Here is a 12,541-nt window from a genome sequence, read left to right as displayed (position 1 = left end):
ATGTCCGGCGGGTGACATGCCTAGATGTCGAGGAACCGAATGTCCTTGGCGTTCTGCTGGATGAACTCGCGGCGGGATTCCACGTCCTCGCCCATGAGGACCGAGAAGACCTGGTCCGCCGCGGCGGCGTCGTCCATGGTGACCTGCAGCAGCGTGCGGTGTTCCGGGTCCATGGTGGTGTCCCACAGCTCGGTGTAGTCCATCTCGCCCAGGCCCTTGTAGCGCTGGATGCCGTTGTCCTTGGGCAGCCGCCGGTTCTCGGCGAGACCCTTGGCCAGGGCGGCGTCCCGCTCCGCGTCCGAGAACACGTAGTCGTGCGGGGCGTTGGACCACTTGATGCGGTACAGCGGCGGCTGCGCGAGGTACACGTAGCCGTGCTCGATGAGCGGACGCATGAACCGGAACAGCAGGGTGAGCAGCAGCGTGGTGATGTGCTGGCCGTCCACGTCCGCATCCGCCATGAGCACGATCTTGTGGTACCGGGCCTTCTCGATGTCGAAGTCGTCCCCGATCCCGGCGCCGAAGGCCGTGATCATCGACTGCACCTCGGCGTTGGACAGGGCCCGGTCCAGGCGGGCACGCTCCACGTTCAGGATCTTGCCGCGCAGCGGGAGGATCGCCTGGTGGGCGGGGTCCCGCCCCTGCACCGCCGAGCCGCCGGCGGAGTCACCCTCCACGATGTAGATCTCCGAGAGCGTGGGGTCCTTGGAGGAGCAGTCCTTGAGCTTGCCGGGCATCCCGCCGGACTCCAGCAGGCCCTTGCGCCGCGTGGTCTCCCGGGCCTTGCGCGCCGCGAGCCGCGCCTGGGACGCGTAGATCGCCTTGCGGATGATGTCCTTGGCCGGGTTCGGGTTGCGCTCGAGCCACGCGCCGAACAGCTCGAACATCTCGCGCTGCACGAAGGTCTTGGCCTCGGAGTTGCCCAGCTTGGTCTTGGTCTGGCCCTCGAACTGCGGCTCGGAGAGCTTGATGGAGATCACCGCGGTGAGCCCCTCGCGGACATCCTCGCCCGTGAGGTTGTCGTCCTTGTCCCGCAGCAGCTTGTTCTCCCGCGCGTAGCGGTTGATGAGGGTGGTCAGCGCGGTGCGGAAGCCCTCCTCGTGGGTGCCGCCCTCGTGCGTGTTGATGGTGTTGGCGTACGTGTGCACGGACTCGTTGAACGCCGTGGTCCACTGCATGGCCAGCTCCAGGGACATCTTCTTGTCCGGGTCGTCCACCTCCAGGGAGATCACGTCCTGGTGGATCAGGTCCGCCTTCTTGGAGGCGTTCAGGAACGTGACGTAGTCCAGCAAGCCGTCCTCGTAGCAGTAGACCACCTGCCGCGCCCCGGAGACCACTGCGGCGTCGTCGGCCCCGACCGTGCCGCCGTCCTGGCCCTCGAGCGGGCCCGAGGCGTCCGCGGGGGTGTCTCCGGCGATCTCCTCGCCCGTCTCGTCCGAGGCGCGCTCGTCCGTGAGGGTGATCCGCAACCCCTTGTTCAGGAAGGCCATCTGCTGGAAACGGGCCCGCAGGGTCTCGAAGTCGAAGTCCACGGTCTCGAAGATCTCGGCGTCCGGGTAGAAGACCTGCGTGGTCCCGGTCTCCTCCGTCTCCTCGCCGCGCACCAGCTCGCCCTGGGGGCGCCCGCCGTTCGCGAAGCTCATGCGCCACGCGTACCCCTGCCGGCGCACCTCGGTGTCCACGCGCGAGGACAGCGCGTTGACCACGGAGATGCCCACGCCGTGCAGACCGCCGGAGACCGCGTACCCGCCGCCGCCGAACTTGCCACCGGCGTGCAGGATGGTCATCACGACCTCCACGGTGGGCTTGCCCTCGGTGGGGTGCATGTCCACGGGGATGCCGCGCCCGTTGTCGGACACACGGACCCCGCCGTCCGCCTGCAGGGTCACCTCGATGTGGTCGCAGTAGCCGGCGAGCGCCTCGTCCACGGAGTTGTCGACAACCTCGTAGACCAGGTGGTGCAGGCCCCGGGGACCCGTGGAGCCGATGTACATTCCCGGGCGTTTCCTGACGGCCTCGAGGCCTTCCAGGACGGTGATGTCGCTCGCGCCGTACTCGTGCGGTAGGGGATCCTCTGTAGCCACGGGGTCTCCGGTCCTCCTGCGTCGTCTCTGGCGATCATCGCCCGGCCCACATGAGTACAGCCGATGAGACGGCTCGCGGCTCATCGGCTGGCGGGACGAAAAGATCTGTGAGTTTCCATTCTAGCGGATGTTCCGGCAGATCAAGCGCTCAACGGCCTCCAGACGCCCCGGGACCCCGTGGCGCTGGGTGGAGCCATTTTCGGGGTGCGGACCGGCTCGCGGGATTCTGGCGGGTTTTGGAGGATCTGGGAGGGTGGCTCACCCGTAGGTGTCGCGCGGGCCCCTGCCCTGCACCGCCCACCGGCCGCGCTTCCAGCTGGGCCCCACAGGACCGTGGATCTCGAGCTTCGTGACGATCCCCTCCCCCAGCTTCGCCGCGAAGTTCCGCAGGATCTCGGACTGGATGAGCCGCAGCTGGGTGGCGTACGCCGTGGAGTCGCAGCGCACCCGCACCACCGTGTCCTCGAAGTGCTCCGGCCAGGTGTGCTCCGCATTGCGCTCGCCCACCAGCGAAGCCCAGTCCGCGAGCACGCTGCTCACGTTCACGGGGGTCTTCCACCCCCGGTGGGTCATCAGCTTGTCCACCACGGCGGACAGCGGGCGGGGATCGCGGGCGGAGCGCCCCGGTCCCGAGAAGCCGCCCATCTGACGGGGATCCGTGCCGAGGCGATCGGGGCGGCGCAGCGCCGGAGAACCGGTGCCCTCCTCCATGGCGGTGCCGAAGGCCCGCATGTTCTTGGCTGCTGCCGCCGAGGACAGGGGTTTGTCCCCCCGGTCCTGCGCGGCCTTGCGCGCACGTTGCAGGGCCACGGCTGCGGCGTCCACCACGTCGCGGTGGACAGGGCGGCTCGTCACGGCCGGGTCCCCGGGGGCGGCTCGTCACGGCCGGAGTCCCCGTCACACCGGCGATCCTCGTCCGGTCCCGGCCCGGGCACCGCCGGGGCACGGCCACTCGTGACCCGGTGGTCGTCGTGCGGCGCTTCGGCGACCACGGCAGATTCCGTCGCCGCGGAATCTGCGGTGTCGGACTCTGCGGCCGCCCCCGCCGCGGATGACGACGCCGTCTCCCGAACGTGCGCGGCGCCGGGGACCACGTCGATCACGGTGTGGTTGCCCTCGAGCAGCACGGCGGGGAGGTCCTCGTCCACGGCGGCCGTGACGAGCACCTGTTCCGCCTGCCGCACGAGTTCCGCGAGCCGACGACGGCGCCGGGCGTCGAGCTCCGCGAAGACGTCGTCGAGGATCAGCACCGGTGCGGCGCCGCGTCCTGGATCGTCCGCGAGGTGGACGTACCAGGAGCCCAGGCGCAGGGCGAGGGCGGTGGACCAGGTCTCACCGTGGGACGCATACCCCTTGGCGGGGGTGTCCCCGAGACGGATCACGAGGTCGTCGCGGTGCGGGCCCACCAGTGTGAGCCCGCGCTCCCGCTCCTGGCGTTCCATGCGCTCGAAGGCCTGCATCATGAGGTCGTAGAGGTCCGCCACGCCGAAGTGCTCGAGGGCCTGCTGCTCCGCCCCCGGGGCCACCGAGGAGCTCTCGTAGCCGAGCGAGACGTGCTTCGGGCCGTTGGTGAGCTGCTGGTACGCGCGGTCCACCTCGGGCTCGAGGGCCTTGAGCAGCTGCAGCCGCGCTCCCATGACGGCGGCGCCGGCGCGGGCCAGCTGCTCGTTCCACACCGCGAGGGTGGCCCTGTCCGAGTCCGAGAAACCGCGTGAGCGGCGCGCGGACTTCAGCAGGGCGTTGCGCTGCTTGAGCGCACGTTCGTAGTCGGAACGCGCCGCCGAGAGGACCGGCCGCATGGCCGTGGCGAGCTCGTCCAGGAAACGGCGGCGGTGGGACGGATCTCCCTTGACCAGCGCGAGGTCCTCCGGGGAGAAGAGCACGGTGTGCAGGGTCCCCACCGCTTCACGGGCACGGACCGGCGCTGCACGGTTGATCTGCACGCGGTTCGCCCGCGCGGCATTGAGTTCGTACTCGAGCACCGTGGGCTGACCCCCGCGGTCCACGCGGACACGAATGATGGCGCGCTCGGATCCGGTGGCGATCAGCGGACCGTTGCCCGAGACGCGGTGCGAGCCGAGCGTCGCCGCCCAGTCCACGGCCTCGACGATGTTCGTCTTCCCCACGCCGTTGGGGCCCACGAAGATCGTGAGCCCCGGGGTGAGCGGGAGGTCCAGACCGTGGTAGGTCCGGAAGTCCAGCAGCGACAGGTGGTCTACGAACACACGATCACTGGTTGGGCAGGCGCACCGGCATCAGCAGGTACTTGTAGTTCACGTCGTCGTCGCCCTCGGGCTCGGCCTGGGCCGAGAGCACGGCGGGCTTCGGCGGCGCGGTGAAGGAGAACCGCACGTACGCGGAGTCGAAGGCGTGGAGCCCCTCGGAGAGGTACGTGGGGTTGAACGCCACGGTGATGTCCTCCCCGTTGAGCTGCGCATCCAGGACCTCGGAGGCCTGTGCGTCCTCTCCTGTCCCCGCGTCCAGGACTACCTGGCCCTCGCTGAAAGCGAGGCGGACCGGGGTGTTGCGCTCGGCCACCAGGGACACACGCCGCACGGCCTCCACCAGTTCGGAGGTGCGCACCACCGCGGTGATGGGGGTGTTCTCCGGGAACAGCGAGCGGATCTTGGGGTACTCACCGTCGATCAGCAGGCTCGTGGTGCGGCGGCCGCCGGACTCGAATCCCACGAGTTCGGTGTTCTCCGCGAGGGCCATGTTCACGTCCCCGGAGGATCCCAGGGTCTTGGCGATGTCGTTCAGCGTCTTGGCCTTGATGAGCGCGGCCGTGGAGATGGTGGGATCCGTGGGGCGCCACGTGAGTTCGCGCATGGCCAGGCGGTACCGGTCCGTGGCCAGCAGGGTCATCTTCTCGCCCTCGATCTCCATCCGGATGCCGGTGAGGATGGGCAGGGTGTCGTCCTTGGAGGCCGCGATGTTCACCTGGGCCACGGCGTGGGCGAACTCGTCCCCGGCCACCACTCCGGAGAGCTCGGGGAGGCCTGGCAACTGGGGGTAATCCTCCACCGGCATGGCGGCGAGGTTGAACTTGGAGGACCGGCACATGAGCGTGACCTTCCCGCCCTCGGCCTCCAGCTGCACCGGTGCGGAGGGCAGCGAACGGCAGATGTCAGCGAGAAGCCGGCCGGAGACGAGCGTGGTGCCCTCCTCCATGACGTCTGCGCTGATGGTGAGGCGTGCGGAGATCTCGTAGTCGAAGCTCGCGATGGAGAGGGACCCGCCCTCGGCCTTGATGAGCAGACCCGAGAGCACGGGAACGGGGGGCCGCGGGGACAGCGAACGGGCAGTCCAGGTGACTGCTTCAGCCAGTACGTCGCGCTCGACCGAGAACTTCACGAAGGTGCCCCTCTGTAGGAGTTGGACGGAGGTGTCTTCCTGCATCGTATCCGGCGGAACGGACGGGATCCGAACAGTGGGAGTGGTCTGTGCAGGGCGGGCAGCCCCGGCACTGCCCGGATTTGTGTAATTACAGAGATCCAGCGCGTGGGGCGAGGGCGAGCGGGGCAGGATTTTTGTTGTTCGGTGGATCTTCTCTTTAAGGGTGGAAGTGTTAACAACCCCTGTGGAACTTGTGGATAACCGCCCGCTTCCCAGCGGCTGCAGGCATCGTGGGTGTTGACCGGGTGTGGATGGCGGAACACTGTCCTGTGAGCGCGGAGTGCACATCTTCCGCGTGATTCCGGGGCTTCCACAGCCCTGCCCACCGTTTGTGGGGAGTTCTCCACCGGCGGCCGTCGGTTGTCCACAGATTTTTCCACATGACGTGTTTTCCACCCGTGCACAGTCCATCCACAAGCGCCCTCCCGCCTGGGGAGGAGTCGGGTCGAGTCCCGTGTTCCCGCGGTGGCAGCTGTGGACGGCCCGTTCGGGTGAATGACAAGAACGGGCCCCGGACGGCGTGTCCGGGGCCCCGCGGGGTGTTGACGCGTGCGGAGGGTCTGTCAGCCCTCGCGCGACTGCTGCTTGATCCGGTTGGTCAGCTCCGTGACCTGGTCGAAGATCTGACGTCGCTCGGCCATGAGGGTGCGGATCTTGCGGTCCGCGTGCATCACCGTGGTGTGGTCGCGGCCTCCCAGTTCCTGCCCGATCTTGGGAAGCGACATGTCCGTGAGCTCGCGCAGCAGGTACATGGCGATCTGCCGCGCGGTGACCAGCGTGCGGGTGCGGGACTTGGACTTCAGCTCGTCCAGGGTGATGTTGAAGAACGCCGCGGTCTGTCCCAGGATCGAGGCCGCCGTGATCTCCTGGCCGCCGTCGTCCGTGATCAGGTCCTTGAGCACGAGCTCCGCGAGCGGCAGGTCCACGGCCTGCTTGTTCAGGGAGGCGAACGCCGTGACGCGGATCAGCGCACCCTCCAGCTCGCGGATGTTGGTGGAGATGTGCGAGGCGATGTACTCCATGACGTCGTCCGGCGCGTCCATGCCCTCGCTGATCGCCTTCTTGCGGAGGATTGCGATGCGCGTCTCCAGCTCGGGCGGCTGCACGTCCGTGATCAGACCCCACTCGAAGCGGGACCGCATGCGCTCGGCGAACCCGGTGAGCTGCTTGGGCGGCATGTCGGAGGTGATCACGATCTGTTTCTCGTGGTTGTGCAGCGCGTTGAACGTGTGGAAGAACTCCTCCTGCGTGTGCTCCTTGCCGGCGAGGAACTGGATGTCGTCGATCAGCAGCAGGTCCACGTTGCGGTAGATGCCCTTGAAGGAAGACCCCTCGTCGTCCCGGATGGAGTTGATGAAGTCGTTGGTGAACTCCTCGGAGTTCACGTACCGCACCCGCAGCTTGGGGTAGAGCCGTTTGGCGTAGTGACCGATCGCGTGCAGCAGGTGGGTCTTGCCGAGCCCGGAGTCCCCGTAGATGAACAGCGGGTTATATGCCTTGGCGGGGGTCTCCGCCACGGCGAACGCTGCCGCGTGGGCAAAACGGTTGGACTGGCCGATCACGAAGGAGTCGAAGACGTACTTGGGGTTCAGCCGTGCGGAGCTGTCCCACTCCGAGTCGGCGGGGCTCGTGTCGGAGCCGCTTCCCGTGGTCAGCACTTCGCGAGGTTGCTGCACGGGGGACGCGGCGGGCGTGCGCCGCGGGGGGAGGCCACCGAGATCGGAGGCGGACCCGGAGCCGCCCGGGGCTCGGCCCTCCGAGTCGGTGTGCAGCACCTGCGCACGATCCGCTTCGTGAGCCTCCGCGGCAGGCGCGTGGGTCGGGGGGGTCGGGAACGAGCCGGGACCGCGCTCGGCCTCGATCTCGTCGATCGACGGGACGGCGGAGTCCGCACGGTGGGGGTCGGAGGCGGGTGCCACCGACCGCGGCTGCAGCTCGAGCTCGGGATCCACGACGAAGGCCACCAGGGTGTCCGGGCCGAAGACCGTGCTCACGGTCTGGTCCAGCACCTCGGACATGGGCTTCTGCTGGAGGAAGCCCCGGGTGGCTTCGCTGGGCACGGCCACCAGGAGTGTGGTTCCCATCAGGCCCCGGGGGTCGCACACGGCGATGTTGCCCCGTGACCGCCCGGAGACGCGGGGGTCGGCGCGCATGATGCGGAGGCACTCTGCCCACTGTTCGAGCAAAGCCTGGTTCTCCTGCTGCATGGGCAACTCCTGACGTGATGGACCGGGACGGCCCAGTTTTCCACAGAGTTGTGCACAGCGGTGGATAAACCTCGTGGGGGCGGCCGCGGGATCCAGCCTAGAACACGTGTCGCGGCCCTTCATAGCCCGGTTTCGCGCCCGATCAGAACTACACAAGTGTAGTTCCGGGCTGGGGATAACCCGCTCCTGCGGCGGTCTCGGCGGCCGTTTTCCACACCCCGGGGGCGGCGTGTGTGCACAGCTGTGGAGGGCGGCGGAAGGGCAGAGTGATTTGACCGGGGAGAGCGCATTGACTACTGTGAATCAGTCTTGTGCGTGTAGGATCGCGATTTTGCGTGCCCGCACGCCCCCAGAAACCTACCGCGTGCGCCCCCTGCGTCCCATCGCAGTTGGCACACCGTAGTCCAACCTCATGGAGTGACTAATGCCCAAGCGGACTTTCCAGCCGAACAACCGCCGCCGCGCCCGCAAGCACGGCTTCCGCGCTCGCATGCGCACCCGCGCCGGCCGCGCCATCATCGGTGCCCGCCGCAGCAAGGGTCGCGCCAGCCTGTCGGCCTGAGCGCTTCCCACCCCGCGAGGTTCGCATCGTGCTGCCCACCAGGCATCGGATGCGGACCTCTGCGCAATTCTCGACCACCGTACGTTCCGGGGCCCGCAGCGGCCGCCGGAACGTCGTCGTATCCGTGCGGGGCGGCACCGGGGAGCCGTCACGCGTGGGATTCGTGGTCTCCAAGGCCGTGGGGAACGCGGTGACCCGCAACAAGGTCAAGCGGAGGCTGCGCGAGCTCAGTGCGCAGACCGTCCGCGAGCGTCCCCACGGGGTCGACCTGGTGGTGCGCGCGCTGCCCCCGGCCGCGGCGGCGTCGTGGGAGGAGCTGGGCCGCGACTACCGCTCCGCCCTGGACACCGCGCTCCGCCGGGTTCGATGATGCTCCCAGGGACGCGCAGGGCGCATGCCGTAACGTTCCCCGCAGGAAGTCCGGAAGGAGGCGCTGGCGTGACAGCACGGGTGACTCCTGAACAGCTGCTGGCCCAGGCGCCGCACGAGTACTGCCTTCCGGGCGGGGTCCTGCGAACGCTCACCCGGGTCCCGCAGAACGTGTGCATTGCGCTGCTCAAGCTCTACCGGGCGATCGTCTCACCGCTCTACGGGGACGTGTGCCGCTACTTCCCCTCCTGCTCCGCCTACGCGCTGGAGGCGTTCACCGTCCACGGAGCCGTGCGGGGGCTGGGTCTGACCGTGAGTCGGCTGCTGCGCTGCCATCCCTGGGCCGCCGGCGGGATCGACAGGGTTCCGGCGGGGGGCCGGGAGTTTCCCTCGCCGGCCGCGACCCCCAAAATCGTTCTGCTCAACCACCCGAACCTCGCGCGTGAGTCCACGCACGACTGCCCGGCCCGCCACGGCGCGGCTCAAGGAGCCAACGCTCGATGAATTTCTTCGACCTCATCCTCTTGCCCTTCAAATGGATCGTCTCCGCGGTCCTGTGGGTGTTCCACGAGCTGTTCACCCTGATCGGTGCCGACCCCACGTCCGGTCTCACCTGGGTGCTGTGCATCGTGGGCCTCACCCTCGTGATGCGCACGCTGACCATCCCGCTGTTCCTCAAGCAGATCAAGTCCATGCGCGGCATGCAGGAGCTGCAGCCGGAGATGGCCAAGCTGCAGGCCAAGTACAAGGGCAAGAAGGACCAGCTCTCCCGCCAGGCCATGGCGGAGGAGCAGATGGCCCTGTACAAGGAGCACGGCTCCAACCCGTTCGCGGCGTGCCTGCCGATCATCGTGCAGATGCCCATCTTCTTCGCCCTGTTCCAGGTGCTGCGCTCCGTGCCCCAGGCCGCGCAGAACAACGAGGCCATCCACCTCCTCACCCCGGAGATGGTGCACCAGTTCAACGAGTCCACGATCTTCGGCGCTCCCCTGTTCTCCACCCTGATGCAGCCGGGCAACGGCAACCACGCGGCCACCATCATCCTGGCCCTCGTGATGATCGTGGCCATGAGCGCCACCCAGTTCATCACGCAGCGCCAGCTGACCGCGCGCAACATGAGCGACTCCGCCAAGGAGTCCCCCATGTACCGCCAGCAGCAGATGATGCTCTACCTGTTCCCTATCATCTTCGCGATCGGCGGCATCAACTTCCCGCTCGGTGTGCTCGTCTACTGGACGGTCTCCAACCTGTGGTCCATGGGCCAGCAGTGGTGGGTCATCCGCAACAACCCCACCAAGGGATCGCAGGCGGAGCGTGAGCTCAACGAGCGCCGTGCCGCCAAGGGCCTGCCCCCCGTGGGAATGACCAAGAAGGAGCACGAGGAGAAGCTCGTGGAGCAGCGCGAGCGTGCGGCTGCGGGTCAGCGCACGCAGCCGGTGTCCAAGAAGCGCCAGAAGCAGCAGTCCAAGAAGAACAACGGCTGAGAGGTCTCATCCCATGAACGAGACGGACAACGCCCAGGATCCCACGGCCCAGGACGCGGCGGAGCCCTCTGACGCGGCGCAGCTTTCCCCGCTCGAGGAAGAGGGCGAGATCGCGGCCGACTACATCGAGGAGCTCCTCGACACCGCGGACATCGACGGGGACATCGAGATCGAGGTTCGGGACGGGCGCACCTACGTCTCCGTGGTGGCCGAGGACGACGACGCTGATCTGGCGGCACTCGTGGGCGAGCACGGTGAGACCGTGGAAGCCCTGCAGGAACTCGCACGGCTGTCCGTTCTCGGCGCCACGCAGCGCCGCAGCAGGCTCATCCTGGACGTGGCCGGGCACCGCGATGAACGCGCGGCCCAGCTGCGCACCATGGCCGACGACGCCGTGGCCCGGGTGGCGCAGGACGGTGGCCGCGTGCACCTGCCGCCGCTGTCCCCCTACGAGCGCAAGCTCGTCCACGACGCCGTGGCAGAGGCCGGTCTGGTCTCCGTCTCGGAGGGCGACGGCGCGGAGCGCCACATCGTGGTCTCGGCCGGCGAATGAGCGGGAACCGTTCCACACCTCGTCACCGTGACGCCGCTCGGGAGGAGACGGGGCCCCGGTCCGAGGAACGTCGCGCTCCTCGAGCGGCCCCTGAACCGCAGCCTGCTCCCCCGCTGGGGGATCTCGAGGAGGCGGCCCAGCAGATCTTCGGTGAGCGGTTGGACGTCGCGCGCAGATACACCGAGCACCTGGCGTCCTCGGGCATCGTGCGTGGTCTCATCGGACCGCGGGAGGCACCTCGGCTGTGGGAGCGGCACGTCCTGAACTGCGCCGTGGTCGAGGCGCTGATTCCGCCGCAGGCCCGTGTGGTGGACGTCGGGTCCGGAGCGGGTCTGCCGGGGCTGTGCCTGGCAATTGCCCGCCCGGACCTCACGATCACCCTGGTGGAACCCCTGGAGCGCCGGGTGACGTGGCTCGAGGAGGTCATTGCGGACCTCTCGTTGGACGGCGTGCGAGTGGTGCGCGCCCGTGCGGAGCAGGCCAAGAAGGACGTGGGCCCCGTGGACGTGGTGACCGCCCGAGCGGTGTCCGCGCTGGTGGGACTCATGGACATCACGCTGCCGCTGCTCAAGGGTTCCGGCGAGCTCCTCGCTCTCAAGGGCCGTTCCGCCGAGGAGGAGCTCGAGAAGGCGTCGAAGAAGTTCTCGCGCTTCGGGGTCCGTTCCGCCGAGGTCCTCACCGTGGGTGGGGAGCTGCTGAGCGAGCCGACCACCGTGGCGCGGCTGGTGCTGTGAGCGCCGCCCCGCGTCGGCTGCGGGGTGCGGGGATGTCGATAGGCTATGGAGTGCACCGCATCAGACACGGAAGGGACCGTCGATGACCACCCCTGAGCAGACAGGCACGTCCGCACCCCGCGGACACGACTTTGGTCTCCCGCCGGATCCCGTTTCCCAAGCTCAAAAGGTTGTTCCTGATCGCGGAAAACATGTTTCACGTGAAACAGACGGCCATGCAGGTGCCGCAGCACAAGACGCGGTGGCGGATACCGCCCTGGGGAGGAAACTCGTGGAAGAGAACAAGCGCCGCGCCAAGCTCAAGAACGTGCAGCTGGACCACCCGGCGGACACCCGCTTCATCACCATCAGCAATCAGAAGGGTGGTGTGGGCAAGACCAGCACGTCGGTGAATCTGGCCGTGGCACTGGCCCAGCAGGGCCAGCACGTGCTCGTGGTGGACAACGACCCCCAGGGCAATGCCTCCACCGCTCTGGGCATACCCCACGGTGCGGAGGCCGACTCCGTGTACGACATCCTCATCGACGAGGTGCCGGTGGCGGACGTCGTCACCAAGTCCCCCGAGATGGAGAATCTGTGGGTGCTGCCGGCGACCATCGACCTCGCCGGGGCCGAGATCGAGCTCGTGTCCGTAGTGGCCCGCGAGCAGCGGCTTCAGCGAGCTCTGCGCGAATACGCCACAGCCCGCGAAGAGCAGAACCTGCCTCGACTCGACTACGTGTTCATCGACTGCCCTCCAAGCCTGGGCCTCCTGACCATCAACGCGTTCGTGGCGGCCACCGAGGTGCTCATCCCCATTCAGTGCGAGTACTACGCACTGGAGGGTCTCAGCCAGCTGCTGAACAACATCAAGATGATTCAGAAGCACCTCAATCCGGACCTCAAGGTCTCCTCCATCCTCCTGACCATGTACGACGGACGCACCAACCTCGCCTCCCAGGTGGCGGATGAGGTGCGCGCGCACTTCCCGGCCGAGGTCATGGAGACCATGATTCCGCGGTCTGTGCGCATTTCCGAGGCCCCCAGCTACCAGCAGAGCGTGATCACCTACGATCCCAGCTCCACGGGCGCCCTGTCCTACCTCGAAGCGGCCGCGGAGCTGGCAAGCCGGGATCCTCGAGCCTGAGCACAGCAGACATGTGACGCCCCGTC

The 12,541-nt window shown here is 68.0% G+C and carries 12 protein-coding genes; 7 read left to right on the top strand and 5 right to left on the bottom strand.

The annotated features are described in order from the left end of the window. Positions 1-20: 20 nt before the first annotated feature. The 5 genes from gyrB to dnaA form a co-directional block, all read right to left on the bottom strand. Positions 21-2,084, bottom strand: a complete 2,064-nt coding sequence (gene gyrB / locus EAE32_RS01395) for a DNA topoisomerase (ATP-hydrolyzing) subunit B (RefSeq protein WP_121863940.1) — start codon at positions 2,082-2,084, stop codon at positions 21-23. A gap of 258 nt (positions 2,085-2,342) precedes the next feature. Beyond that, a complete protein-coding gene (locus EAE32_RS01390) occupies positions 2,343-2,939 on the bottom strand; it encodes a DciA family protein (protein ID WP_121846085.1) in 597 nt (198 codons plus the stop codon). Next, positions 2,936-4,309 carry a DNA replication/repair protein RecF gene (gene recF / locus EAE32_RS01385; protein WP_243635528.1) on the bottom strand — a complete coding sequence of 458 codons (1,374 nt, stop codon included), beginning with the start codon at positions 4,307-4,309 and terminating at the stop codon, positions 2,936-2,938. The genes EAE32_RS01390 and recF overlap by 4 nt, the downstream gene beginning before the upstream one ends. Positions 4,310-4,313: 4 nt before the next feature. Beyond that, positions 4,314-5,438, bottom strand: a complete 1,125-nt coding sequence (dnaN, locus tag EAE32_RS01380) for a DNA polymerase III subunit beta (protein WP_121864743.1) — start codon at positions 5,436-5,438, stop codon at positions 4,314-4,316. Between the two features lie 605 nt (positions 5,439-6,043). Then, positions 6,044-7,687: a chromosomal replication initiator protein DnaA gene (gene dnaA / locus EAE32_RS01375; protein WP_121863939.1), complete on the bottom strand. Its 1,644-nt coding sequence runs from the start codon at positions 7,685-7,687 to the stop codon at positions 6,044-6,046. A 424-nt stretch (positions 7,688-8,111) separates the two neighbouring features. Here dnaA and rpmH point away from each other — a divergent pair, with 424 nt between their 5' ends. The 7 genes from rpmH (at position 8,112) to EAE32_RS01340 (ending at position 12,515) form a co-directional block, all read left to right on the top strand. Further along, positions 8,112-8,249: a 50S ribosomal protein L34 gene (gene rpmH, locus EAE32_RS01370; protein WP_012399425.1), complete on the top strand. Its 138-nt coding sequence runs from the start codon at positions 8,112-8,114 to the stop codon at positions 8,247-8,249. Beyond that, entirely contained in the window at positions 8,209-8,619 is a 411-nt protein-coding gene (gene rnpA / locus EAE32_RS01365) for a ribonuclease P protein component (protein ID WP_424321724.1), read from the top strand. Before rpmH ends, rnpA begins: the two co-directional genes overlap by 41 nt. Positions 8,620-8,687: 68 nt before the next feature. Then, complete coding sequence (gene yidD / locus EAE32_RS01360) at positions 8,688-9,122, top strand: membrane protein insertion efficiency factor YidD (protein WP_240625035.1); 435 nt, start codon at positions 8,688-8,690, stop codon at positions 9,120-9,122. After that, positions 9,119-10,102 carry a membrane protein insertase YidC gene (yidC, locus tag EAE32_RS01355; protein ID WP_121845514.1) on the top strand — a complete coding sequence of 328 codons (984 nt, stop codon included), beginning with the start codon at positions 9,119-9,121 and terminating at the stop codon, positions 10,100-10,102. The genes yidD and yidC overlap by 4 nt, the downstream gene beginning before the upstream one ends. 13 nt (positions 10,103-10,115) lie before the next feature. Continuing rightward, positions 10,116-10,655 carry a Jag family protein gene (locus EAE32_RS01350; protein WP_121845513.1) on the top strand — a complete coding sequence of 180 codons (540 nt, stop codon included), beginning with the start codon at positions 10,116-10,118 and terminating at the stop codon, positions 10,653-10,655. Then, positions 10,652-11,389, top strand: a complete 738-nt coding sequence (rsmG, locus tag EAE32_RS01345) for a 16S rRNA (guanine(527)-N(7))-methyltransferase RsmG (RefSeq protein WP_121845512.1) — start codon at positions 10,652-10,654, stop codon at positions 11,387-11,389. Before EAE32_RS01350 ends, rsmG begins: the two co-directional genes overlap by 4 nt. 271 nt (positions 11,390-11,660) lie before the next feature. Next, positions 11,661-12,515, top strand: a complete 855-nt coding sequence (locus EAE32_RS01340) for a ParA family protein (protein ID WP_121845511.1) — start codon at positions 11,661-11,663, stop codon at positions 12,513-12,515. Positions 12,516-12,541: the final 26 nt, after the last annotated feature.

This window comes from Kocuria tytonicola, assembly GCF_003687175.1.
GTDB classification, from domain to species: Bacteria; Actinomycetota; Actinomycetes; order Actinomycetales; family Micrococcaceae; genus Kocuria; species Kocuria tytonicola.
This window is presented reverse-complemented; position numbering and strand designations above follow the sequence as displayed.